General features: G+C 68.1%; 17 protein-coding genes and 3 tRNA genes. 11 read left to right on the forward strand and 9 right to left on the reverse strand.

Annotated elements, in window-relative coordinates:
- Positions 1-258 precede the first annotated feature (258 nt).
- Together parC and VG561_RS02300 are read right to left on the reverse strand one after the other, a co-directional pair.
- Complete coding sequence (gene parC / locus VG561_RS02295) at positions 259-2,502, reverse strand: DNA topoisomerase IV subunit A (RefSeq protein WP_288494573.1); 2,244 nt, start codon at positions 2,500-2,502, stop codon at positions 259-261.
- A gap of 60 nt (positions 2,503-2,562) precedes the next feature.
- On the reverse strand, positions 2,563-3,444 hold the full coding sequence (locus VG561_RS02300) for a helix-turn-helix domain-containing protein (protein ID WP_046429737.1): 882 nt from the start codon (positions 3,442-3,444) through the stop codon (positions 2,563-2,565).
- 172 nt (positions 3,445-3,616) lie between these two features.
- Here VG561_RS02300 and emrR point away from each other — a divergent pair, with 172 nt between their 5' ends.
- Genes emrR through emrB form a run of 4 tightly spaced genes read left to right on the forward strand, consistent with a single transcriptional unit; the run spans position 3,617 to position 8,337 of the window.
- Positions 3,617-4,060 carry a multidrug efflux system transcriptional regulator EmrR gene (gene emrR / locus VG561_RS02305; RefSeq protein WP_014646521.1) on the forward strand — a complete coding sequence of 148 codons (444 nt, stop codon included), beginning with the start codon at positions 3,617-3,619 and terminating at the stop codon, positions 4,058-4,060.
- Positions 4,057-5,550, forward strand: coding sequence for a multidrug efflux transporter outer membrane subunit EmrC (gene emrC, locus VG561_RS02310; RefSeq protein WP_046429738.1), 1,494 nt, complete (start codon positions 4,057-4,059; stop codon positions 5,548-5,550). The genes emrR and emrC overlap by 4 nt, the downstream gene beginning before the upstream one ends.
- A gap of 11 nt (positions 5,551-5,561) precedes the next feature.
- Positions 5,562-6,743 carry a multidrug efflux MFS transporter periplasmic adaptor subunit EmrA gene (gene emrA / locus VG561_RS02315; RefSeq protein WP_032956867.1) on the forward strand — a complete coding sequence of 394 codons (1,182 nt, stop codon included), beginning with the start codon at positions 5,562-5,564 and terminating at the stop codon, positions 6,741-6,743.
- A gap of 7 nt (positions 6,744-6,750) precedes the next feature.
- Positions 6,751-8,337, forward strand: coding sequence for a multidrug efflux MFS transporter permease subunit EmrB (gene emrB, locus VG561_RS02320; RefSeq protein ID WP_005408769.1), 1,587 nt, complete (start codon positions 6,751-6,753; stop codon positions 8,335-8,337).
- Between the two features lie 153 nt (positions 8,338-8,490).
- On the opposite strand, the gene VG561_RS02325 is transcribed toward emrB, so the two are convergent.
- Together VG561_RS02325 and VG561_RS02330 are read right to left on the reverse strand one after the other, a co-directional pair.
- A tRNA-Leu gene (locus VG561_RS02325) sits at positions 8,491-8,575 on the reverse strand.
- 50 nt (positions 8,576-8,625) lie between these two features.
- Positions 8,626-9,525 (reverse strand): LysR family transcriptional regulator, encoded by a 900-nt coding sequence (locus VG561_RS02330; RefSeq protein ID WP_049442196.1) that lies wholly within the window; start codon positions 9,523-9,525, stop codon positions 8,626-8,628.
- Positions 9,526-9,623: 98 nt separating this feature from the next.
- Here VG561_RS02330 and VG561_RS02335 point away from each other — a divergent pair, with 98 nt between their 5' ends.
- The gene (locus VG561_RS02335; RefSeq protein WP_014646526.1) at positions 9,624-10,370 is read left to right on the forward strand and encodes a sulfite exporter TauE/SafE family protein; all 747 of its coding nucleotides are present in this window, start codon (positions 9,624-9,626) and stop codon (positions 10,368-10,370) included.
- A 56-nt stretch (positions 10,371-10,426) separates the two neighbouring features.
- Here the strand turns inward: VG561_RS02335 and VG561_RS02340 are convergent.
- Both VG561_RS02340 and VG561_RS02345 read right to left on the reverse strand, forming a co-directional pair.
- Positions 10,427-10,511 (reverse strand) — tRNA-Leu (locus VG561_RS02340).
- A 207-nt stretch (positions 10,512-10,718) separates the two neighbouring features.
- Positions 10,719-10,803 (reverse strand) — tRNA-Leu (locus VG561_RS02345).
- A gap of 128 nt (positions 10,804-10,931) precedes the next feature.
- Between VG561_RS02345 and rnr the strand changes: the two genes are divergently transcribed.
- The 3 genes from rnr (at position 10,932) to rlmB (ending at position 14,779) form a co-directional block, all read left to right on the forward strand.
- Positions 10,932-13,391: a ribonuclease R gene (rnr, locus tag VG561_RS02350; protein ID WP_049442198.1), complete on the forward strand. Its 2,460-nt coding sequence runs from the start codon at positions 10,932-10,934 to the stop codon at positions 13,389-13,391.
- Between the two features lie 84 nt (positions 13,392-13,475).
- The gene (locus tag VG561_RS02355; RefSeq protein ID WP_126411882.1) at positions 13,476-13,958 is read left to right on the forward strand and encodes a GFA family protein; all 483 of its coding nucleotides are present in this window, start codon (positions 13,476-13,478) and stop codon (positions 13,956-13,958) included.
- 77 nt (positions 13,959-14,035) lie between these two features.
- Positions 14,036-14,779, forward strand: a complete 744-nt coding sequence (gene rlmB / locus VG561_RS02360; protein WP_005408775.1) for a 23S rRNA (guanosine(2251)-2'-O)-methyltransferase RlmB — start codon at positions 14,036-14,038, stop codon at positions 14,777-14,779.
- 77 nt (positions 14,780-14,856) lie between these two features.
- Here the strand turns inward: rlmB and VG561_RS02365 are convergent, their stop codons facing one another.
- From VG561_RS02365 to VG561_RS02375, 3 genes are read right to left on the reverse strand one after another with little or no spacing between them, the layout of a single operon-like run.
- The gene (locus tag VG561_RS02365) at positions 14,857-16,296 is read right to left on the reverse strand and encodes an efflux transporter outer membrane subunit (RefSeq protein ID WP_164076951.1); all 1,440 of its coding nucleotides are present in this window, start codon (positions 16,294-16,296) and stop codon (positions 14,857-14,859) included.
- Positions 16,293-18,251 (reverse strand): MacB family efflux pump subunit, encoded by a 1,959-nt coding sequence (locus VG561_RS02370; protein ID WP_423179346.1) that lies wholly within the window; start codon positions 18,249-18,251, stop codon positions 16,293-16,295. Before VG561_RS02370 ends, VG561_RS02365 begins: the two co-directional genes overlap by 4 nt.
- Positions 18,248-19,489 carry an efflux RND transporter periplasmic adaptor subunit gene (locus VG561_RS02375; protein ID WP_014646531.1) on the reverse strand — a complete coding sequence of 414 codons (1,242 nt, stop codon included), beginning with the start codon at positions 19,487-19,489 and terminating at the stop codon, positions 18,248-18,250. Before VG561_RS02375 ends, VG561_RS02370 begins: the two co-directional genes overlap by 4 nt.
- A gap of 204 nt (positions 19,490-19,693) precedes the next feature.
- Between VG561_RS02375 and VG561_RS02380 the strand changes: the two genes are divergently transcribed.
- From VG561_RS02380 to VG561_RS02390, 3 genes are all read left to right on the forward strand, one after another.
- A complete protein-coding gene (locus VG561_RS02380) occupies positions 19,694-20,422 on the forward strand; it encodes a response regulator (protein ID WP_041863210.1) in 729 nt (242 codons plus the stop codon).
- A 6-nt stretch (positions 20,423-20,428) separates the two neighbouring features.
- Entirely contained in the window at positions 20,429-21,838 is a 1,410-nt protein-coding gene (locus VG561_RS02385; RefSeq protein WP_423179347.1) for an ATP-binding protein, read from the forward strand.
- A 176-nt stretch (positions 21,839-22,014) separates the two neighbouring features.
- The gene (locus VG561_RS02390; protein WP_423179348.1) at positions 22,015-25,041 is read left to right on the forward strand and encodes a two-component regulator propeller domain-containing protein; all 3,027 of its coding nucleotides are present in this window, start codon (positions 22,015-22,017) and stop codon (positions 25,039-25,041) included.
- The last annotated feature ends 83 nt before the right edge of the window (positions 25,042-25,124 follow it).

The raw sequence follows: 25,124 nt of genomic DNA on the forward strand, positions 1-25,124 counted from the left end.
CTGGTCGGCTGCTCTGCAGAAAGCAGCCGACCAGCGGTCGGCTCTACCAGGAGCCAAAAGCAGCCGACCAGCGGTCGGCTCCACCAGCAGCACAGCGTTCTGTCGCCCGCCAGCACCGGAGCACCGCCAGCCAGCCTTCGCCCGCCAGCCGCTCCACCGCCCGCCAGCCGACAACGAAAAAGCCGGGGAATGCCCCGGCTTTTTCGTGCCTGGGGTCAGAGCCCTTTCCCATGGAAAGGGATCCGACCCCCGTACCTCTTATTCCACCGACAGCCCTTCCACCTTCTGCCAGCCGCGCGGCAGCAGGTGGCCGCGGGTGGCACGGGCGCCGAGGTAGGCGTCGAGCTCGTTGAACTTCAGGCCCATGGTGCGCTGGCCGCTGCGCACCTGCAGGGTCTGCCCCGGGCTGATCGCCACGATGGCGACCACGCGTTCAGTGGCGAGCTTGGCCTTCGGGATCTCGATGATCTTGTTGCCCTTGCCCTTGTCCAGTTCCGGCAGGTCGTTGGCGGCGATCGCCAGCAGGTTGCCGGAACTGGTCACCGCCACGATGCGGTCGGTGGCCACGTTGGCGACCATCGACGGGGTGAGCACCGACGAGCCGGACGACAGGTTCAGCATCGCCTTGCCGGCCTTGTTGCGACCGATCAGGTTCTCGAAGCGGGTGACGAAGCCGTAGCCGTGGCTGGAGGCCAGCACGAAGCGGGCATCCGGCTCGGCACTGGCCAGGGTCACGAAGCTGGTACCCGCTGCCGGCGAGAAGCGGCCGGTCAGCGGCTCACCATTGCCACGCGCGGAGGGCAGGGTGTGCACCGGCGTCGAGTAGGCGCGGCCCTCGCTGTCGAGGAACGCGACCTGCTGGGTGCTGCGCGCACGCACTGCGCCCTGCAGGGCGTCGCCATCGCGGTAGGACAGGGCGGACGCATCGACGTCGTGGCCCTTGGCCGCTCGGATCCAGCCCTTCTCCGACAGCACCACGGTCATCGGCTCGCTCGGCACCAGCTCGGTCTCGTCGATGGCCTGCGCGGCCTGGCGCTGCACCAGCGGCGAGCGGCGTGCGTCGCCGAACTTCCTGGCGTCGGCGGTCAGTTCGTCGCGGATCAGCTTCTTCAGCTTGGCCTTGCTGTCGAGGATGCCGAGGATCTTCTCGCGCTCTTTGGCCAGCTCGTCCTGCTCGCCACGGATCTTCATCTCTTCCAGGCGGGCCAGCTGCTTCAGCTTGGTTTCCAGGATGTACTCGGCCTGTTCCTCGGACAGGCCGAAGCGCGCGATCAGCGCGGCCTTCGGTTCGTCCTCGGTACGGATGATGTGGATCACCTCGTCCAGGTTGAGGAAGGCGACCAGCAGGCCTTCCAGCAGGTGCAGGCGGCGCTCGACCTTCTGCAGGCGGTGCTGCAGGCGGCGGGTGACGGTGTTGCTGCGGAAGGTCAGCCATTCGCTGAGCAGCATCTTCAGGTTCTTCACCTGCGGACGGCCGTCCAGCCCGATCACGTTGAGGTTGACGCGGTAGCTGCGCTCCAGGTCCGTGGTCGCGAACAGGTGGCCCATCAGCTGGTCGGCGTCGACGCGGTTGGAACGTGGCACCAGCACCACGCGCACCGGGTTGGCGTGGTCGGATTCATCGCGGATGTCTTCCAGCCACGGCAGCTTCTTGGCGCGCATCTGCGCGGCGATCTGCTCGATCACCTTCGACGGCGACACCTGGAACGGCAGCGCCGTCACCACGATGTTGCTGGCCTCCTTGGTGAAGGTCGCACGTGCACGCACGCTGCCGTTGCCGGTCTCGTAGATGTTCCGCAGGTCGTTGGCCGAGGTGATGATCTCGGCGCTGGACGGATAGTCCGGACCCTGCACGTGCTCGCACAGGTCGCGCACGCTGGCATCGGGGTTGTCCAGCAGGTGCAGCAGTGCGCTGACGATCTCGTTGAGATTGTGCGGCGGCACGTCGGTGGCCATGCCCACGGCGATGCCGGTGGTGCCGTTGAGCAGCAGGTGCGGCAGCCGTGCCGGCATCCAGGTCGGCTCCTGCAGGGTGCCGTCGAAGTTCGGTGCCCAGTCGGTGGTGCCCTGGCCCAGTTCGCCCAGCAGCACTTCGGCGATCGGGGTCAGCTTGGATTCGGTGTAACGCATCGCCGCGAACGACTTCGGGTCGTCGCTGGAGCCGAAGTTGCCCTGGCCCTCGATCAGCGGATAGCGGTACGAGAACGGCTGTGCCATCAGCACCAGGGCCTCGTAGCACGCGCTGTCGCCGTGCGGGTGGTACTTACCGATGACGTCACCGACGGTGCGCGCGGACTTCTTCGGTTTGGACGCGGCATTCAGGCCCAGCTCGCTCATCGAATAGATGATGCGGCGCTGCACCGGCTTCAGGCCGTCGCCGATGAACGGCAGGGCGCGGTCCAGGACCACATACATCGAGTAGTCGAGGTAGGCGCGTTCGGCGTACTCGCGCAGCGGCAGTTGTTCGAATCCGTGGAACACGGGGCGGGCAAGTTCGGTCATGCGGCGTTGTTACCTGTTGTCGGGAGGCGGCGACGGCGGTCGCCGCTCGCAATCCTGTGATTATCCGGATGCGGCGGGGGATGCCAAGCCGCGCGCAGGGTCCAGCCCGGTTTCCAGGCCGTGCCCGGCCCGTGCCAGGTAGCGCCCGGGCGGCAGCCCGAAGTGGCGGCGGAACACGGTAACGAACGCGCTGGCGCTGCTGAAGCCCAGCGCGTGGGCGATGTCGGCCACGCTGCGGCCGTCGGTCAGCTGGCGCAGGGCCTCTGACAGGCGCGCCTGCTGCCGCCACTGGGCGAAGCTGAGCGTGGTCTCGTCGCGGAAGTGACGGGTCAGGCTGCGCGGTGACAGACCGGCCCAATGCGCCCATTCGGCCAGGCTGCGTTCGTCGGAGGGGTCGGCCAGCAACTGCGAGGCGATCTTCAGCAGGCGCCGGTCGTGCGGCATCGGCAGGTGCATGCGCTGCCGCGGCGCGGTGCGGATCTCGTCCAGCAGCACGTCGATGATGTGCTGGCGCTCGGGCGTGGTGTCATGGCCGAGCGGCCATTCGCAGATGCGGTCGGCCAGCGCCTGCGCCAGCTTGGACAGGCCCAGCACGCAGGGGTCGGCGGGCAGGGTGGCGCAGGCCGGTGCAGCCAGTGCCATGCCCCAGCCGCGCAACGGGCCGTCGAGGGTGACGGTGTGCGGTTCCAGCGGCGGCATCCAGCCGGCCGAGCCCGGCGCCAGCGACCACGTGCCATGCGAGGTGCGGGTGGTCAGCAGGCCGCGTTCGACGCAGATCAACTGGGCACGCTGGTGGTGGTGCCAGTCGACCTCGCGGGCCAGGCCCTGCTGGCTGTCGAAGCGGAAGGCGATGACCGGCGGGCCGTCGTTGCGCTCGAACCAGTCCAGTGCCTCATCTCTGAGTAGGCGTTTGGGAACCTGAATTTCTGCCTTGTTCATCATGTCCGCTGGCTGAAATGTGACATCCATTGGCTGGATTGTACTACCGGGCCACCTGACCAGATCATTAAGGTAGGCGCCTTCACTGATCGAGCCCGCTGCTGCAACACAGCATTCGATGCCAGATCGAATATTTCCATTGAGAAATATTTTTTTTGGAAGAGAATGCTCCCCCATGATCTGTCCTGCAACCACTCCCCCCAGCTTCGGCCTGCTGCTGCGCCAGGTGCGCGACGGCCTGGTGCGCCAACTCGACGCGTCCATGGCGGAAGAAGATCTGGGAATCGGCTTCACCCATTACATCGGGTTGAAGGTGCTTTCCCACATGGCGCCCTGCACCGCCAACGAACTGGCCCAGGCCATCGACCAGGTGCCCAGCGCGGTCACCCGCCTGCTGGACAAGCTGGAGGCGCTGGGCTGCGTCCGCCGCGAGGCGCATGCGCAGGACCGGCGGGCACTGCAGATCGTGCTGACCGACGAAGGCCGTGCGTTGTGGGCGCGGCTGAAGCTGCGCGGCGACGCGGTGATGGATTACGCGCTGCGTGATCTTTCCGCCGACGAGCGCACGCTGCTGCTGTCCCTCCTTACCCGAATCCGCGATTCACTGACGACCCCATGAACCCGATCCCGCATTCCACTCTCCGCCGGTCCGGGCGCGCGCTGCTGGTGTCAGCGCTGGCGCTGGCCCTGGCCGCCTGCGCCAGCAGTCGTGGCCTCAACCCGCAGGGCCACGTGCTTGACGTGGACAGCCTGCACAGCGAACGCACCCTGGCTGACACCGACCTGAGCGCCGCCGGCTTCCCGGCGCAGGACTGGTGGAAGGCACTGGGCGATGCGCAGCTGGACGCACTGGTCGCCGAGGGCCTGGCCGGCCACCCGAGCCTGGACGCCGCCGACGCGCGCCTGCGCCAGGCCCAGGCCCAGGTCGGTACCGCGCGCGCCGACGAGCTGCCCAGCCTGTCGGTGTCCGGCGGCTACACCGGCCTGCGCCTGCCCGAGTCGATGGTCGGCAGCGAGATGGGCGGCCGCTATGGCGGCAGCAGCCAAGTCGCCTTCGATTTCAGCTACGGCGTGGACCTGTGGGGCGGCAAGCGCGCCGCCTGGGAAGCGGCGGTGGATGGCGCGCATGCCGCCACCGTTGAAGCCCAGGCCGCACGCCTGAACCTGTCCACCGGCATTGCCCAGGCCTATGCCGACCTGGCCTACGCGTGGCAGCTCAACGACGTGGCCGAGGAAGAACTGACCCGCTCGCAGAAATCGCTGCAGCTGACCCGCCAGCGCCGCAGCGCCGGCATCGACAGCGATCTGCAGGTGCGCCAGGCCGAGGCCCGCGTGCCGGCCGCGCAGCAGCAGGTGCTGGCCGCGCAGCAGCGCATCGACGCCGCCCGCACCGCGCTGGCTGCACTGGTCGGCAAGGGGCCGGACCGTGGCCTGTCGATCCAGCGCCCGCAGCCGTTGAACCCGATGGCACTGCAGCTGCCGGGCGTACTGCCCAGCGAACTGCTCGGCCGTCGCCCCGACATCGTGGCTGCGCGCTGGCGCGTGGAAGCGGCCGACAAGCAGATCAAGGTCGCCAAGACCAAGTTCTACCCGAGCTTCAACCTGACCGCGCTGGCCGGCGTGGTCGCCCCGAACGTGGGTGACCTGCTGAAGAGCAGCTCGACCTTCGCCTACATCGGCCCGGCGTTGAGCCTGCCGATCTTCGAAGGCGGCAAGCTGCGCGCCAACCTGGCCAACACCGACGCGCAGTACGACCTGGCGGTGGCCAACTACAACCAGGCCGTGCTCGATGCACTGCGCGACGTCGCCGACCAGGTCAACGCGGTGCGCTCGCTGGCGCAGCAGGCGCACGCGCAGCAGCAGGCAGTGGACACCGCACGCTCGGCCTTCGACCTGGCCCAGCAGCGCTACCGCGCCGGCATCGGCAGCTACCTGGACGTGCTGACCGCGCAGTCCACCCTGCTGCAGTCGCAGCAGCAGCTGGCCGGCCTGCAGTCGCAGCAGGTGCAGACCTCGGTGCGCCTGAGCAAGGCGCTGGGCGGTGGTTTCCAGCCCGCCGACACCGACCGCGCACCGATCGCCTCCCATTCCGATTCCTCGCATTCCTGAAGACGCCCGCCATGAGCCAGACCCAAGACACCGCGGCCCCGGCCGCCCCCAACCGCCGCGGCAACCTGCTGCGCGGCCTGTTCGTGATCGTCGTGCTGCTGCTTGCCGCCCTGGCGCTGTGGTACTTCATGTTCGGCCGTTGGTTCGAAGAGACCGACGATGCCTACGTGCAGGGCAACCAGGTGCAGATCACCCCGCTGGTGGCCGGTACCGTGGTCGCCATCAATGCCGATGACGGCATGCGCGTGGAGCGCGGCCAGCTGCTGGTGCAGCTGGACCCGTCCGACACTTCGGTAGCGCTGCAGCAGGCCGAAGCCAACCTGGCCAAGACCGTGCGCCAGACCCGTGGCCTGTACCGCAGCGTGGAAGGCGCGCAGGCGGACCTGAACGCCCGCCAGGTGACCCTGAAGCGCGTGCGCGAGGACTTCGCCCGCCGCAAGGATCTGGCCGCCACTGGCGCCATTTCCAACGAAGAACTGGCCCACGCCCGCGACGAGCTGGCTGCGGCCGAAGCGGCCGTTGCCGGTTCGCGCGAGACCGTCGAGCGCAACCGCGCGCTGGTCGACGACACCGTGATCGCCACCCAGCCGGACGTGCAGGCCGCCGCCGCGCAGCTGCGCCAGGCCTTCCTCAACAACGCCCGCGCCGGCATCGTCGCGCCGGTCACCGGCTACGTTGCCCGTCGTTCGGTGCAGGTGGGCCAGCGCGTGCAGCCGGGCAATGCCCTGATGGCCGTGGTGCCGACCGAGCAGATGTGGGTCGAGGCCAACTTCAAGGAAACCCAGCTGCGCCATATGCGCCTGGGCCAGGAAGTGGAGCTGAAGTCGGACCTGTATGCCGGTGACGTGAAGTACAAGGGCCGCATCCAGAGCCTGGGCCTGGGTACCGGCTCGGCGTTCTCGCTGTTGCCGGCGCAGAACGCCAGCGGCAACTGGATCAAGATCGTGCAGCGCGTGCCGGTGCGCATCGCCATCGATGCCAAGCAGCTGGCCGAACACCCGCTGCGCATCGGCCTGTCGATGAAGGCCGAAGTGAGCCTGCGCGACCAGAAGGGTGAAGTACTGCCGAGCACCCCGGCCAAGGGCACCGTGTTCGACACCGACGTATATGCCAAGCAGCTGCATGATGCCGATGAGGTGATCCACACGATCATCCAGGGCAACCTGCCGCAGCAACAGGCAAAGGTGGGCTGAGGTCGCCATGTCCGCACAAGCTCCAGCCGCACCCGGCGCTCCGGGTGCACCGGCGGCGCCGGGTGCGGCCTCCGGGTTCCTGCCACCCAGCGTCGCCCTGTGCACCGTGGGCCTGGCGATGGCGTCGTTCATGCAGGTGCTCGACACCACCATCGCCAACGTTTCACTGCCGACCATCGCCGGTAATCTCGGCGCCAGCTCGCAGCAGGCGACCTGGGTCATCACTTCGTTCGCGGTCAGCACGGCCATCGCGCTGCCGCTGACCGGCTGGCTCAGCCGTCGCTTCGGCGAGCGCAAGCTGTTCGTCTGGGCCACGCTGGCCTTCGTCATCACCTCGCTGCTGTGCGGCCTGGCGCAGAGCATGGGCATGCTGGTGCTGTCGCGTGCGCTGCAGGGTTTCGTGGCCGGCCCGATGTACCCGATCACGCAGTCGCTGCTGGTCTCGATCTATCCGCGCGAGAAACGCGGACAGGCATTGGCGCTGCTGGCGATGATCACGGTGGTGGCGCCCATCTGCGGTCCGATCCTCGGTGGTTGGATCACCGACAACTACAGCTGGGAATGGATCTTCCTGATCAACGTGCCACTGGGCATCTTCGCCGCGCTGGTGGTGGGCAACCAGCTGAAGGGACGCCCGGAGCAGATCGAGAAGCCGAAGATGGACTACGTCGGCCTGGTCACCCTGGTGATCGGTGTCGGTGCCCTGCAGCTGGTGCTCGACCTGGGCAACGACGAGGACTGGTTCTCGTCGATGAAGATCGTGGTGCTGGCCTGCGTGGCGGTGGTGACGCTGACGGTGTTCCTGATCTGGGAGCTGACCGACAAGGATCCGATCGTCGACCTGAAGCTGTTCCGGCACCGCAACTTCCGCGCCGGCACGCTGGCGATGGTGGTGGCCTACGCGGCGTTCTTCAGCGTGGCGCTGCTGATCCCGCAGTGGCTGCAGCGTGACATGGGCTACACCGCGATCTGGGCAGGCCTGGCGACCGCGCCGATCGGCATCCTGCCGGTGATCATGACGCCATTCGTCGGCAAGTACGCATCGCGCTTCGACATGCGCATGCTGGCCACGGTGGCCTTCATCGTGCTGTCGATGACCAGCTTCCTGCGTTCGAACTTCAACCTGCAGGTGGACTACATGCACGTGGCCGGCGTGCAGCTGATCATGGGCATCGGCGTCGCGCTGTTCTTCATGCCGGTGCTGCAGATCCTGCTGTCGGACCTGGATGGGCGCGAGATCGCGGCGGGCTCCGGCCTGGCCACGTTCCTGCGTACGCTGGGTGGCAGCTTCGCGGCGTCACTGACGACGTGGCTGTGGGCGCGGCGTACCCAGGTGCACCATGCCGACCTGACCGAGCACATCTCGGCCTATCAGCCCGGCATGCAGGACCAGGTGACGGCGATGGGGCAGGGCGACCTGCAACACGGTGCAGCGGTACTGAACAACATGATCAACCACCAGGCATCGCAGATGGGCTTCAACGACATCTTCTTCCTGCTGGGCTGGATCTTCCTGGCGATCATCACGTTCCTGTGGCTGGCCAAGCCGCCGTTCGGCGCGGGTGCAGGTGCTGCCGCCGGCGGCGGGCACTGACCGTTCATTGCTGTTGAAACGCAGAAACCCCGCCGCAAGGCGGGGTTTTTCTTTTGGTGGATCCACGCCACGCATGGATGGATCTCGGGGCGTGAATTCCCAGACCCCGGAAACGAAAAAACCCGCTTTCGCGGGTTTGATCATCTTGAGTCGTGGTGCCCAGGAGAGGACTCGAACCTCCACGGTTTTACCCGCTAGTACCTGAAACTAGTGCGTCTACCAATTCCGCCACCTGGGCGACTCAGGAGATGAATTATGGGGAGCCACAGAAGATGTGTCAACAACATTTCACACTTTTTTCTGGGGCTGCACGCCCAGGTGATGCAGCAGGCTGCGCATCGCCGGTGACAGTCGTGTCCACTCGGCAAAGCACGCGCACAGGCGTCGTTGCGCCCACGCATCGGCGAGCGGTACGGCGACGGTGTGCGTGCTGCGCCGATGCTGGCGCGCGATGGTCCGCGGCACGATGCCGACGCCGATGCCGTGGCCGACCATGATGCACACGCCTTCGAAGGTCTTCATGCGGATGCGTACATCCAGGCGGCGCCCGATGTCGCGCGCCTGGGCCTCGATGTAGGTCTGCAGTGCATTGCCGTCGGCCAGGGCAACGAAGGTCTCTCCGGCAGCCTCGGCAAAAGCCAGGCTGCGCCGGGTCGCGAAGCGGTGGTCGGCCGGCAGCAGCATCACCAGGGGATCTTCGGCGACCACATGCTGCTGCAGGCCGGCAGCGTCGACCGCATCGCTGATGATGCCGGCTTCGGCCTGGCCGGCACTGATCGCGCGTACGACTTCGGGGCTGGTGCGCTCCAGCAGTTCGACATGCAGGCGTGGGCGTTCGGCCAGCCACGGCGCGAGCCGCGAGGGCAGGTAGTTGGTCAGCGCGGCGGTGTTGGCATACAGGTGCAGGGTGCCGCGCGCACCCTGCGCGAACGCCTGTAGTTCGCCACGCAGCTGTGCCTGCTGCTGCAGGATCAGGCGTGCGTGGTGGGCGAGGGCGGCGCCGGCCTCGGTCAGGCTGACGCCGCGTGGGTGCCGGTGCAACAGCGCGGTGCCGGCATCGGCTTCGATCGTGCGCAGGCGCTCGCTGGCTGAACCCAATGCCAGGTTTGCCTGTGCCGCGCCGGCGGTGATGCTGCCGGCTTCGGCGATTGCCAGGAACAGGCGCAGGTCGGCGATGTCCATCCGCATGTCGTGCCTCATTGCTGATCCGGCGCCTTCGGGTCAGCCGAAGGCTGGGCCGGGAAGACCGCATTGTGCGCCTGGCGAGGGCCCGGTCCAATGAAGCCATGCATGAATCGACATACTTCTATTTGCTGCTGGTGGTGGTGTTCGTGCTGGCCGGCGTGGTCAAGGGCGTGACAGGGATGGGGTTGCCGACGGTGGCGATGGGCCTGCTGGGCAGCACCCTGTCACCGGTGGCGGCGGCGTCGATGCTGTTCATTCCAACCTTCGTCACCAATGCGTGGCAACTGCTGTCCGGGCCGTCGCTGGGCCACATCGTGCGGCGTTTGTGGCCGATGATGCTTGCCGTGGTGGTGGTGACGCTGGGTTCGGCCGCACTGCTGGTGCGGGTCGATCGCACCTGGTCGCGCGTTGCGCTGGGCGTGGCATTGGTGGTCTATGCCGCCTATGCGTTGCTCGCGCCGGTGTTCCGCGTGCCGCAGCGGCGCGAGCGCTGGCTGGGGCCGCTGGTGGGTGCGCTGTCCGGCGTGGTGACGGGGGCGACGGGTGTGTTCGTGATGCCGGCGGTGCCGTACCTGCAGTCGCTGGGATTGCAGCGCGAGGAGCTGGTGCAGGCGCTCGGGCTGGCGTTCACCGTGTCGACGATTTCGCTGACCACCGGTCTGGTGCTACACGGTGCGTTCGGCATCCAGCAGCTGGGGCTGAGTGCGCTGGCGGTGCTGCCGGCGCTGCTGGGCATGTGGCTGGGCCAGGTGATCCGGCAGCGCATCAGCGCGCGCGTGTTCCGCGCCTGCTTCCTGGGGTTCCTGCTGCTGCTCGGGCTGGAACTGGTGCTGCGGCCGTTGTTCTGATGCCGGATCCGGGGCATGAAAAAACCCGCTTTCGCGGGTTTTTCTCATTCTCGACGTGGTGCCCAGGAGAGGACTCGAACCTCCACGGTTTTACCCGCTAGTACCTGAAACTAGTGCGTCTACCAATTCCGCCACCTGGGCGTCGAGGAGCGAGATTATGGGGTGCCGTGACGGGGGTGTCAACACTTTTTGCTGATCCCGGGTCGGTTGCCGTTGCGCATGCGAAACGGGCTCTGCCCCCCATCTCACTCGCTTGGGGCCAGAGCCCTTTCCTCTGGAAAGGAATCCGACCCCGGCTGCCGGATCACAGGCAAAAAAAATCCCCGCCGAAGCGAGGAGTTCTTTCGTTGGTGCCCAGGAGAGGACTCGAACCTCCACGGTTTTACCCGCTAGTACCTGAAACTAGTGCGTCTACCAATTCCGCCACCTGGGCGTTCCAGAGGCGCAATTGTGAAGATGAATCCGCAGGCTGTCAACGACTTCCTGAATATTTTTGACGCGATCGCTTGAAGGCGACCGCTGACCCGTTCTGCACGCCGCCAGCGGCTACCATGTAGGGCGATGACTACCAAAAAACCAAGCAAGGGCGGGAGCAAGTCCCGCAGCCAGGCCCCGAACAAGGGCGCCAAGGCGGGTGCAGCCCGCACCACCAAGCCGGGCAAGCCGCTGCCGGGCTGGTTCCCCGAATTGAATGAAGGCGGTGCACCGCCACGCGGCCGCAAGGTCCGCAGTACCGATGCACCGGGCCCGGCCCCGGGCCGCAAGCTGCCGCCGGCCGGCAAGGTGATCGACGATCCCTATGCCGCCCGCGAAGCGGAGAAGTACGAACAGCCCATCGCCAGCCGCGAGGCCATCCTGGCCCTGCTGGAGCGCTGCGAAGGGCCGCAGACCGCCGAGGAACTGGGCGCGCGCCTGGGCCTGACCGCTCCGGACCGGGCCGAAGCGCTGTCGCGCCGGCTCGGTGCGATGGTCCGCGACGGCCAGCTGGTGCAGAACCGTCGCGGCGGTTTCGCCCCGATCCAGACCCTGAACCTGGTCACCGGTGTGGTGATCGCCAACCCGGAAGGGTTCGGCTTCCTGCGCCCGGTCGAGGGCGGCGACGACCTGTTCCTGCCGCCTTATGAAATGCGCAAGGTCATGCACGGCGACAAGGTGCTGGCCCGCGTGACCGGCATCGATCACCGTGGCCGTCGCGAAGGCAGCATCGCCCGCGTGCTGGAGCGCGGCATGACCCGCCTGATCGGCCGCTTCAGCATCGAGATGGGCATCAACTACGTGGTGCCCGACGACAAGCGCGTGCAGCGCAACGTGCAGGTGCCGCCGGACCAGACCGGTGGTGCGCGCGACGGCCAGCTGGTGGTCTGTGAACTGACCCAGGCGCCGGACAGCCGCCGCCCGCCGATCGGCCGCATCATCGCGGTGCTCGGCGACAAGCTGACCGCGTCGCTGGTGGTGGAGACCGCCATCCATGGCCACGAGCTGCCGTTCGAGTTCCCGCAGGAGGTGCTGGACGAAGCGGCCTCGGTGCCGCTGGTGGTCGAGCCGGCGATGATTGGCGACCGTGTCGACCTGCGCAGCACGCCGCTGGTCACCATCGATGGCGAGGATGCCAAGGACTTCGACGACGCGGTGTACTGCGAGCCGAATGCCGAGGGTTTCCGCCTGGTGGTGGCGATTGCCGACGTCTCGAATTACGTTCGCCCTGGTACGCCGCTGGATGAAGAGGCGCAGAAGCGTGCGACGTCGGTGTACTTCCCGGGCTTCGTGGTGCCGATGCTGCCGGAGACACTGTCCAACGGCATCTGCTCGCTGATGCCGAAGGTCGACCGCATGTGCTTTGTCTGCGACATGCAGATCGACCGCGATGGCCTGGTCACGCATTCGCGCTTCTACGAGGCGGTGATGAACTCGCATGCGCGCCTGACCTACACCCAGGTGTGGAAGGCGGTGGGCGAGGACGATGCCGATACCAAGGCCTGGATGGGCGACCTGCTGCCGCAGGTGCAGCGCCTGCACCAGCTGTACAAGGTGCTGTCCAAGGCACGCGCCAAGCGCGGTGCCATCGAATTCGAAAGCAGTGAAGTGCGCTTCGTGCTGGACAACCGTGGTGAAGTGACCCAGGCCGGCATGCTGGTGCGCAACGACGCGCACAAGCTGATCGAGGAGTGCATGATCGCGGCCAACGTCGAGGCCGCCAGGTACCTGCTGTCGCGCCATGTGCCGGCGCCGTACCGCATCCACGAGAAGCCGCCGGAAACCAAGTACGCCGACCTGCTGGAATTCCTCAAGGAGTTCAAGCTGAGCCTGCCGCCGTGGTCGAAGGTGCGCCCGGGCGATTACACCAAGCTGCTGAAGAAGATCCGCGACCGCCCCGATGCCACGCTGCTGGAATCGGTGTTGCTGCGCAGCCAGAGCCTGGCGATCTACAGCCCGGAGAATCACGGCCACTTCGGCCTGGCGCTGGAGGCGTACGCGCACTTCACCTCGCCGATCCGCCGTTACCCCGACCTGCTGGTGCACCGTGCGATCAAGCATGCGTTGTCCGGCAAGCCGCTGGACAAGTTCACCTACAACGCGCGCGAAATGGCGGCCCTGGCGCTGCAGTGTTCCGAGCGCGAGCGCCGTGCCGACGAAGCCGAGCGCGAGGTCGACGAGCGTTACCGCGCGGCGTGGATGGAAAAGCACGTGGGCGGCCAGTTCGACGGCGTGATCAGCGGCGTGACCAGCTTCGGCCTGTTCGTGGAACTGGACGAGTCCAAGGTGCAGGGCCTGGTGCATGTGACCCAGCTGCCGCAGGACTATTACAAGTTCGACGCCACCCGCAAAACGCTGACCGGCGAACGCCGCGGCAGCAGCTACCGGCTCGGTGACCGCGTGCGGATCCTGGTGCTGAAGGCCAGCATGGAAGAGCGCAAGATCGACTTCCGCCTGGTCGAGCACAAGGGCGAGGACGAGGGCGATGGCCTGCCGCCGCCGCCCGAGCGGGGCAAGCCGGCCAAGCGCACCAAGAAGAAGTATTGAAAGGTGTGCCGACCAACGGTCGGCACCTACCGCAACTGGTAGGTGCCAACCTTGGTTGGCACGACGTTCCGGAGGAACCCCAGCATGCAAGGCCAACCCGAATACAGTGGCGGCTGCCAGTGCGGCGCGGTCCGCTTCCAGGCGCGTGGCGAGCTCACCGACAGCTCGATCTGCCATTGCCGGATGTGCCAGAAGGCGTTCGGTGCCTATTACGCGCCGCTGGTATCCGTGCGCGGCGTGCAGTTCAGCTGGACCCGCGGCCAGCCGCGCCATTTCCAGTCGTCCAACGTGGTGCGGCGTGGTTTCTGCGCCGACTGCGGTACACCCCTGACCTATGAAGCCCCGGATGGCGTGGCCGTGGCTGCCGGCGCCTTCGATGAGCCGGAACGCCTGCCACCGACGATCCAGTACGGGGTGGAGCGCAAGCTGCCGTTCGTCGACAGCCTGTCCGGCCTGCCGGCGCGGCGCACCGAGGACGACGTCGCCGCGCTGGAGTTCCTGGCCACCATCGTCTCCCACCAGCACCCCGACCACGACACCCCGCACTGGCCGCCGCGCAGTCGGTAACGCCCCTCTGCGGCCGGTCGCAGCGCCCGGCCTGCCGATGCTCTACCATAGCCACCCCCTTTCCGGTCCCCGCCCGCATGAGCAAGAACAGCCAGTGGATTGTCGGCGTCAACGCCGTCGCCTCCTCCATCGAGAACGACGCCGAGAACGTCCGCGAAGTGCTGGTCGAGGCCGGTGCGAAGAACCCGCGCCTGACCGAGATCGAAGAGAACGCCCGCCGCAAGGGCATCGATGTGCGCAAGGTGAACAGCCAGGCGCTGGACGGTGTTGGCGGTTCGGTGCGCCACCAGGGCGTGGCCGCGCGCTACGCCGCCGCCCGTACCTACAGCGAGAACGAGCTGGAAGGGCTGGTCACCGCGGCCGAGGGCAAGGCCCTGCTGCTGGTGCTCGACGAGGTGCAGGACCCGCACAACCTCGGCGCCTGCCTGCGCTCGGCCGCTGCCGCCGGGGCGACCGCGGTGATCATCCCGAAGGACAAGTCGGCCACGGTCAATGCCACTGTGCGCAAGACTTCGGCCGGTGCCGCCGACCTGATCCCGGTGGTGGCGGTGACCAACCTCTCGCGCTGCCTGAAGGACCTGCAGAAGCAGGGCGTGTGGATCTACGGCCTGGCCGGTGAAGCCACGGCCTCGCTGTACCAGCTGGACCTGAAGGGCAACATCGCGCTGGTGCTGGGCGGCGAAGCCGATGGCCTGCGCCGCCTGACCCGCGAGAACTGCGATGGCCTGGTCAAGATCCCGATGCCGGGCGAGATCGAGAGCCTGAACGTCTCCGTCGCCGCCGGCGTCAGCCTGTTCGAGGCCGTGCGCCAGCGCGGTTGATCGGCCAGCGCGATGTGATCGGGGTCAGATTCCTTTTCCAATGGGAAAAGGGATCTGACCCCGTTTCATGTCCCGCCTCACCCCGCGCTGCCGCCCAACGCCTTGAACAGCGTCACGTCGTTGTTGAGCTGGCCCTGGCGCGCGCGTGCCAGCGACAGTTCGGCATCACGCCGGGTCTGCTGCGCTTCCAGCCAGGTGCGCAGATCGGTGGCACCCACGCGGTAACGCACTTCCTGCGCGCGTTCCACTTCCACCGCTTCGTCGTATGAAGCCTGCGAGGCCGCCACCTGGCGCGCCAGCTGCTCGCGCGCCGACAGTGCGTTGTCCACTTCCGAGAGCGCGGTATACAGCGTCTTGCGGAAGTTGCTGGCGGCGATCTGGTAGGTGGTGCCGGCGATATCGGTATCCAGCTGCGCACGCTGCAGGTTGAGGAACGGCAGCGACAGGCCGGCGCCCAGCGTGGCCACCGGGTTGCGCAGTACATCGCCCAGCGAGGTCGCGCTTGAACCGAGGCTGCCGGTCAGGCTCAGCGCAGGGTAGTACTGGGTGGCGGTGACCTTGATGGTCTTCAGGCTGTTGCGCAGGCGAAGTTCGGCCGCGCGCAGATCGGGGCGGCGGCCGAGCAGATCGGTCGGCAGGCCTTCGCTGATGGCTGGGCTGCGTGCGCCCAGCAGGTCCTGTGGTTCGTCCTGCTGGGGCCAGGGCGTGCCGTCCAGCAGCACGGTCAGCGCGTTGCGCACCTCCACCCGCTGCTGTTCCAGCGCGCTCTGCGAGGACCGCTGCGACTGCAGGTTCTGCAGTGCCTGGCGCACTTCCAGGCGCGATACCGCACCGGCGTCGAAGCGGGCCTGCACCAGTTCGCGGGTGCGTTCCAGGCGCTCCAGGTTGGCCTGGCCGGTGGCGATCGACTGGTTGAGGTAGGCCAGGTTCCAGTACTGGGTGATGGTGTCGCTGATCACCAGCAGCGCGGTGTTCTGCCGGTCTTCCTCGCTGGCCTCGGCTTCCCAGCGGGCGATGTCGCGCTGGGTGCGCAGGCGGCCCCACAGGTCCACTTCCCAACCCAGCGAGACGCCGGTGGAATAGCTGCGGCGCCAATCATCAGACTGGTCGGTGGCGCGGCTGGCGCTGCCGCTCACGCCGGATGACGAGGGCTGCGGCCACAGTGCGTTGCTGGCCAGGCCGGCTTGCAGGCGCGAACGCTGCACGGCCAGGCCGGCGGCGGCCAGATCGCTGTTGGCGGCCAGCGCCTGCGCCACCAGGCGGTCCAGGCGTTCATCGCCGAAGCCGGTCCACCAGGTGTCCTGGCGGATGTCGCGGCCCGGTGTATCCAGGCTGCTGCGCGGGTCATCGGCTGGCGCGTTGAGGGTGGCATCGCCACGTCCATACTGCGCCGCCACGGCCGGGTCGTGCACCGGGTAGCGGCCGACCGACGCGCAGCCGGACAGGGCGAGTAGAACGGCACCGGCCAGCAGCAGGTGCCGGGGAGCGGGGAAGGGCAGTCGGGTCATCATCTTCATTCGCGGGCCAGGGCCTCCACCGGGTCGAGCTGCGCGGCGTTGCGCGCTGGCAGGAAGCCGAACGCAACGCCGATCAGGGTCGAGCAGGCAAACGCGGCGACGATCGAGGCGGTGGAGAACAGCACCTGGAAGTCGCTGGCGAAGCGGCCGATCATCGAGCCCAGCAGCAGGGCCAGGCCGATACCGAGCACGCCGCCGAGCAGGCAGACCAGCACCGCTTCAATCAGGAACTGCTGGCGGATATCACTCTGCCGTGCACCGACGGCCATGCGCACCCCGATCTCGCGGGTGCGCTCGGTCACCGATACCAGCATGATGTTCATCACGCCGATGCCACCGACCAGCAACGCGATGGCGGCGATGGCACCGATCAGCAGGGTCATCGTGCGCGTGGTCTGCTCGATGGTCTCGCGGATCTCGGCGCTGTTGCTGAGGAAGAAATCCTCGGTGCCATGGCGCAGGGTCAGCAGGCGGGTGATCGCTTCCTGCGCGGCGTCCATCGGCGTGTCATCGTCCACGCGCACGGTGATGCTGGACACGTGGCTCTGGCCGAGCATGCGCGACATCACCGTGGTGTACGGCACCCACACGCTGAGGCTGGTGCTGCCGCCGAAGCCGAAACTCTGCCGCTTGGCCACGCCGACCACGCGCGCCGGCACGTTGCCGAGCAGGATCACCTGGCCGACCGGGTCGACATCGGGAAAGAACTGGGACTGGGTGTTCTCGTCGATCACCGCCACCTGGCCCAGGCCCTTGACCGCATCGGCATCGAAGAAGCCGCCGCTGAGCAGGGTCACGCCCTTGACCCGGAAGAACTGCTCGCCAACGCCGCTGACCTGGGCGGTGGACGACTGGTTGCGGTAACGCGCGGTGACCGAAGTCGATACGCTGGGGGTGGCGCTGTCCACGTAGCTCTGCCTTGCCAGTGCCTCGGCATCGCTGGCCTTGAGCGTCTGTACGCGCGCCGAGCGCATGTCGCCGAAACCGCGGCCGGGATAGACGTCGATGGTATTGGTGCCGAGCGCGCTGATGTTCTGCAGGATCTGCTGCTGGGAGCCATTGCCCAGCGCCACCACCGAGACCACCGAGGCGATGCCGATGATGATGCCGAGCATGGTCAGGAAGGTTCGCAGCCGATGTGCGTTCATCGCCAGCAGCGCCATGCGGAACGCTTCGGTGAAGCGGTCGCGCGCGGCCCGCCAGCTGTTGCCGCGGGCGACGCCGGTACTGGCCTCGCGCTGCGCACGGTAGGTCGGCGCATTCGGGTTGGCGCGGTCGGCGATGATCTCGCCATCGCGGATTTCGATGATGCGCTGCGCGTGCTCGGCCACGCTCATGTCGTGGGTGACGATGATGATGGTGTGGCCTTCGGCATGCAGTTCGCCGAGGATCGCCATCACTTCCTCGCCGGATTTCGTGTCCAGCGCGCCGGTCGGTTCGTCGGCCAGGATCACCTCGCCGCCGTTCATCAGGGCGCGTGCGATCGACACGCGCTGCTGCTGGCCACCGGACAGCTGGCCCGGCTTGTGATGCATGCGGTCGCTCAGGCCCAGCCGCTGCAGCAGTTGCTCGGCACGCGCGTTGCGCACCGGGCCGGGGCTGCCGGCGTACACCGCCGGCACTTCCACGTTGCCGCGCGCATCCAGGTCGCCGAGCAGGTGGTAGCGCTGGAAGATGAAACCGAAATGCTCGCGGCGCAGTTCGGCCAGTTCGTCCGGTTGCATCTTCCCGGTTTCGCGGCTGGCCACCTGGTAGCTGCCACGGGTGGGACGATCGAGGCAGCCGAGGATGTTCATCAGCGTCGACTTGCCCGAGCCGGACTGGCCGACGATGGCCACCATCTCACCGGCGTGGATGTCGAGATTGACGTCGCGCAGCACGGCGATCACATCATCGCCGGCCGGGAATTCACGTCGCAGGTCGCGCAGGCGCAGCAGCGGCGCCGTCGTGCTCATCGGCGCCCCATGCCCGGGCCGCCAACCCGCATCTGCATGCCGCCGCGGTTGCCGCCGCCGGCGCTGGCACCGGCCGCACCCGCTTCTCCAACCACCACGCGCTCGCCTTCCTTCAGCCCGGACAGGATCTCGGCCGAGGCGCCATTGTTGATGCCCACCGTGACCTTGCGCGGCTGCGGCTGGCCCTTGTCGTCCAGCACCCGCACCATGCGCTCGTCGCCACGGCGCTTCGGCCCCAGCGCCACTGCCGGCACCATCAGCACGCCCTTGGCCTGCTTGAGCAGCACCGAGACCTGCGCGGTCATGTCGATGCGCAGCGTGCCATCCGGGTTCTCCACGTCGAACAGCGCGTTGTAGTAGACCGCGCTGCTGGAACTGGAACTGGAGGAGCTGCTGGAGCTGGATGAATTCTCGTTGGCGATCGAGGCTGGCGCCGGATTGATCTGGCGCAGCGTGGCGTGGTACTTGCGGTCCGGGTCGCCGAGCGTGGTGAAGTACACCGGCATGCCGGCCTTGATCTTGACCACGTCGGCCTCGGAGATCTCCGCATTGACGGTGACCACGTCCAGCCGCGCCAGCATGACGATGGTCGGCGCGGTCTGGTTGGCGTTCACCGTGCGGCCTTCCTCGGCCACCACCGCCACCACGGTGCCGTCCATCGGCGCGGTGATGCGGGTGTAGGCCAGGTTGGCGCGGGCGGTGCCCAGCTCGGTTTCGCGGCCCTTGATCTGCGCCTCGTAGGACTGCAGCTGGGCACGGGCGGTCTTCAGCTGCGCCTCGGCGGCATCGTATTCCTGGCGCGAGGTGGCCTCGGCGGCCAGCATCTGCTGCTGGCGCGCGAATTCCAGTTCGGCCTGGCGCAGGGTGGCCTGCTGGACGGCGCGCTGGGCGGTGACCTGGTCCAGCGAGGCCTGCGCGTTGAGCACCTGGTTCTGCTGGGTGGTGGCGTCGATCTCGGCAATCAGGTCGCCTTCCTTCACGGTGTCGCCCAGCTGCACCTTCAGCGACTTGATCTGGCCCGAGGCCTGCGCACCGACGCTGACCAGCTTGTAGGCATCGATCACGCCGGTGGCGTCCACCGTCTGCTCGATGTCACCGCGGCTGACCGGCGAGGTGGCCACCGCCGGCGCGGCGGGCTTGCGCAGCAGCCACCAGGCGGTCGCGGCGACGATCAGGGCAAGCAGGGCGATCAGTATCAGGCGACTCCGGCGGGTCGCGGGCAGCAGGCGGAACGTCACGTCGTGGCTTCACTCTCGGGGCCGCGCGTGCGGCGTTGGCGGGCATTGTGAAGACCGGGCGATGGACGGCTCAATCCTCGGGGTATGTCTGTATGTAACACTGTCGGTGAATACGCGTAACCACAGGTATCCCGCCCGTGGGTGGATACACTGGTACGCATTGCCCCGGATGCGGTTCAGCTGCCGACACGGGATGATCGCGACATGGAGACTGAAAACCCGATGCATCGACTGCTGATCGTCGACGACGACAACGACATCCGCACGCTGCTGGCCGAGCAGCTCGGCCGCGCCGGTTACCTGGTGAGCACGGCGGCCGATGGCACCGCCATGCGCCAGCTGCTGGACCGCGAGCACGTGGACCTGATCGTGCTCGACCTCAACCTGCCGCGCGAGGATGGCCTGACCCTGTGCCGTGACCTGCGTGCGCGTTCGAACACGCCGGTGATCATGCTGACCGCACGCGCCGAGCCGATCGATCGCGTGCTGGGCCTGGAAATGGGCGCCGATGACTACCTGGCCAAGCCGTTCGAACCGCGCGAGCTGCTGGCACGCATCCGCAACGTGCTGCGCCGGACCGAGGCGCTGCCGGCCAACCTGGAGCCGCTGGCGGTGCGCCGTGCGCGCTTCTCGCGCTGGGTGTTCGACCTGGAGCATCGCCACCTGGTCGATCCGGATGACCGCGTGGTGGTGCTGTCCGGCGCCGAGTTCCGCCTGCTGCGGGTGTTCATCGCGCACGCCAACAAGGTGCTGTCGCGCGAGCAGCTGGTCGCGCTCAGCAGTGGCCGCAACTACGAGGCACAGGACCGCGCGATCGACCTGCAGGTCAGCCGCCTGCGCAACAAGCTGGGCGACGACGGTGGCCCGGACGGACTGATCAAGACCGTGCGCAACGAGGGCTACGTGCTGGCCTCCGCGGTCAACCTGGAATAAGCCGCGATGAAGCGCCTGCGCCATTTCCTGTCCTCGATGGTCGGGCGGTTGTTCGTGATCCTGCTGCTGGGCATGGCGGTGGCTGCGATCTGCGCGACCATGCTGGCCACTTCCAAGCGCCAGCAGGAGTTCGAGCGGCAGAACCTGAACCGCATCGCCGACCGCCTGCAGGGCTACGTCAACCTGCTGGACGGCAATCCGGAGCTGCGCGAGCGCCTGCTGGCGATCGGCGGGCCGAGCGTGCGCGCGCTGCAGCCCGGAGCCCGCCTCGGGCGTGCCGACACGGCGCTGATGGAAGTGCTGGAAGACCGCCCCGGACCGGTGTCGCGCGCGCATGTGCACTTCGCTTCGTTCCGCTCCTGCATTCCCAAGCTGCAGGACCTGCTGCCGCCGCCACCGCCGGGTCACCGGCGGCCGCCGCGCGAACGCGACCCGGCGTTCATCCCGCCCAAGTGCCGCGCGGTGGACGTGACCCTCAACGACGGCACGCTGCTGAAACTGGCGCTGGACTCGCCGGCGGTGGCGCACAACGGCATCCTCGCCGTGGACCCGTGGTTCCTGACCCTGCTGGTGCTGGCGATTGCCGTGCTGGCCTATATCGTTGCGCGCATGGCCAGTGCGCCACTGCAGGAACTGGCCGCCGCTGCCGAGGATCTCGGCGACGATCTGCAGCGCGACCCGTTGCCACTGCGCGGGCCGCGTGAAGTGCAGCGCGCCGCCGAAGCCTTCAACGCCATGCAGCACCGCCTGCAGCGGCACCTGGCCGAACGCACGCAGATGCTGGCGGCGATCACCCATGACCTGCAGACGCCGCTGACCCGGTTGCGCCTGCGCCTGGAGAATGTCAGCGACGAAGCCCTGCGCGAGCGCCTGATCGGTGACCTGGCGGCGATGCAGGCGCTGGTGCGCGAGGGCCTGGAACTGGCCCGCAGTGCCGAGAGTGCCGAGCAGCGCGCCGCACTCGACCTGGATTCACTGCTGGAGAGCATCGTCGAGGACACCGCCGAAGGCGGCGCCGACGTGGTCTTCGAGGGGGGCAGTGGTTCGGTGCTGATGCTGCGTCCGCTGGCCATGCACCGCCTGTTCTCCAACCTGGTGGACAACGCGGTGATGTACGCGCAACGGGCGCGGGTACGGGTCGAGCGCAGCGGCGGTGCGATCACCGTAGTGGTGGCCGATGACGGCCCCGGCCTGGCCGAAGAGCAGCTGGAGGCGGTGTTCGATCCGTTCGTGCGGGTGGAAACCTCGCGTTCGCGCCAGACCGGCGGGGCCGGCCTGGGCCTGACCATCGCCCGCGCCCTGGCCGAGAAGGACGGCGCGCGGCTGTGGCTGCGCAACCGGGCCGAAGGTGGCCTGGAGGCGGTGGTGCAGTGGCCGGCCAGTGCCCAGGTGGTGGCGCCCGGCCGCGCCGGCTGAGCCGGCGGGCCGCGGACGGTGACGCCGGGGCCGGGGTTTGGCCTATCATCTGCCCATCTCCCCAGTCTCCCCTCGATGAGCCAGCCCGTTCCCGCCGGCATGCCAGTGCGCGCTGCCCGGCTGTTCCCGCACGCTGCCGCGCCCTGCAGCCGCACCTGGCCGCCGCTGCTGCGGTGATGGGCGGGCAGGGGGACCAGGGGCGCTGGGTGGAGCGCCGCGCATCAGGATTCAGGCGGGCACTGCGGCAGGGCCTGCTGTGGTTGCTGCTGGCCCTCGCGCTGCCGCTGGCGGCACAGGAGGGCGCGCCCCCGCTGCGCGACTACGCCATCGACGTATGGACCTCGCGCAACGGCCTGCCGCACAACTCGCTGCGCGACATCGCACAGACGCCGGAGGGCCATCTGTGGTTCGCCACCTGGGAAGGGCTGGTGCGCTACAACGGACTGGACTTCACCGTGTTCGACCGCAGTACGCGCCCGGGCCTGCGCGACAACGGCATCGGCGCACTGTTCGTCGACCGCCAGGGCGGGCTGTGGATCAGCGATTCGCGCGGCAACGTCAGCCACCGCGGCAGCGACGGCCAATGGCGGGTCTGGGAGCACCAGGCCGGTACACCGCAGGTGCTGATCCAGTCCATGCAGATGGACAGCCAGGGCCGGCTGTGGCTGCTGTACGAAGGCAAGGGCATCGGCTACCTGACGCCGGATGCCGGCATCGTCTACCAGGCACCGGCGGCGGACCTGCCGATGGCGATGAGCTTCACCAAGCTGGTGGTCGATGCACAGGACCGGGTATGGGTCGGCACGCTCGACGGGCTGGTGCTGCGCGACAACGACGGCGTGCTCAAGCGCGCGCCCGCCGCGTGGGGGCTGGGCGCCGGCAGCGGCCTGTCGTGGCCGTACCGGGCACCGGATGGCGCGCTGTGGATCGTCGCCGGCGAGCGCCTGTACCGGGTGGAGGACGACGAGCTGGTGCTGGTGCACCGCCTGCCGGGCCAGCTGCACATGACCTCGATGCTGCAGGACCGGCATGGCGATCTGTGGCTGGGTACCGAGAACCAGGGCCTGCTGCGCATTTCCGCCCATGGCCTGGAGCGGCTGCCGGCCGGCCTGAACCTGCCGGGCGGACGCGTGGTCAGCCTGCGCGAGGATGCCGAAGGCAGCATCTGGGTGGGAGCCAATGGGGGCCTGTACCGCCTGCGCGAAACACTGTTCAGCAGCTTCACCGAGCGCGATGGGCTCAGTGGCGACTACGTGCGCACGGTGTTCGAGGATCGCGACCGCCAGCTGTGGGTCGGCAGCGCCAGCGGCCTTGACCTCCAGACCCGCGACGGTCGTTTCCGCGCGGTGCCGCTGCACAACCGCGGCGGCAAGGCGCCCTCGGTACTGAGCCTGGCACAGGGGCCGGACGGTGACCTGTGGGTGGGAACCTTCGGCGACGGCGTTTACCGGCTGGGTCGCGATGGGGGCCTGCGCCACAACTATTCGGCGGCTGACGGCATGCCGGGCGGCAACATCCGTGCGATCACCGTTGACCCGCAGGGCGTGGTCTGGGCCGGCACGCAGAAGGGCGTGGTGCGCATCGACGGCGACCGGGTGCAGGTCTCGAACGTGCCGGGCATGCCCGGCGGCCTGATCACCGCGCTCGAGCATGACCACCAGGGCAACCTGTGGATCGGCACCATCGAAGGCATCCGCGTGCTGCGTGGCGACCACGTGCAGTCGATCGACCTGGCCCCGCTGGGGGGCGGCCGCAGCGTGTTCGGTTTCCACCAGCTGGGCGATGCGATGTGGATCAGCAGTGATCGTGGCCTGTACCGCTGGCGCAACGGTGCGCTGGCGCGGGTCGGCCTGGAGCAGGGCATGCCGGTGGACGCGGTGTTCCAGCTGGTGCCGGACCGCCTCGGCAATGTCTGGATCAGCAGCAACCGTGGTGTGCTGCGCACCGACATGGCCACCCTCAATGCGGTGGCCGATGGCCGCACGCCGCGGGTGGTGCTGGAGCGCTACAACGAGATCGACGGCATGGCCAATGCACAGGCCAATGGCAGCTCCAGTCCATCGGCGATCCTGCGCCAGGATGGCACGTTCTGGGTGGTCACCGCCGGTGGCCTGAGCACGGTCGACCCGCAACGCCTGCAGCGTTTCCGCGAGCGGCCATCGCCGCCGGCGGCGATCGAGAGCGTGCAGGTGGATGGTGCGCCGGTGCACTGGGAGGGACCGGATCGCAATTACATTCCCGGTGGCCGCCGGTTGGCGGTGAGCTATGTCGGCCTGAGCTACCTGATGTCCGACCGGATCCGCTACCGCACGCGGCTGGACGGCCTCGATGCCGGCTGGGTCGAGCGTGGCCCGCAGCGCAGCGTCGAGTTCGTTGGCCTGCCGCCGGGCGACTACACCCTGCATGTGGCTGCGGCGCATCCGGGCGGCAGCTGGGGCCAACAGGAGGCGGTGTGGAGCTTCAGCGTCGAGCCGTTCTGGTGGCAGCGGCGCAGCGTGCAGGCGCTGGGCGGGCTGTTGCTGCTGGCCGGCCTGGTGGCACTGTACCGCCTGCTGCTGCAGCAGCTGAAGGCCAGCAACCTGCGCCTGGCGCGGCGGGTGGACGACGCGACCTTCGACCTGCAGGCCAAGACCGTGCACCTGCAGGCGCTGAACCAGGAAAAGACCGAGCTGGCCGAGCGCCTGGCGCGCCAGGCCGAAGCCTTCGAGCGCCAGGCCCGCGAGGATGCGCTGACCGGGCTGGCCAACCGCCGCGGCTTCGACGAGACGCTGGCGCGTGACTTCGCCCGTTCGCAGCGCAGTGGTCATCCACTGTGCCTGGTGGTGCTGGACATCGACCATTTCAAGGACGTCAACGACCGCCACAGCCACAGCATCGGCGATGCCGTGCTGGTGCAGGTGGCGACGCTGATCGCAGCCGCCAGCCGCGACTCCGACCTGCCGGCGCGCACCGGCGGCGAAGAGTTCGCGCTGCTGCTCAACGACACCCGCCTGGAGGAAGCCGCGCAGCTGTGCGCGCGCCTGCGCGGCCTGTTCCATGACCACCCCGACTGGGCCGGTGTGGAAGGCCTGCGCGTGACCTTCAGTGCGGGGCTGGTGGAGCTGGATGCCGACGACCGCACCCCGGCGCTGCTGTACCAGCGCGCAGACCGCGCGCTGTACCGCGCCAAGAGCGACGGCCGCGATCGCACGAGCATTGGTTGATCGCATCCACGCATGGCGTGGATCTACTGTGCGGCGATGATTCGCCACCATGCATCGATGGAACGACGTCGGCCTGTAGAGTC

It is taken from the genome of Stenotrophomonas sp. CASM110 (assembly GCF_049384345.1).
GTDB classification, from domain to species: domain Bacteria; phylum Pseudomonadota; class Gammaproteobacteria; order Xanthomonadales; family Xanthomonadaceae; genus Stenotrophomonas; species Stenotrophomonas muris.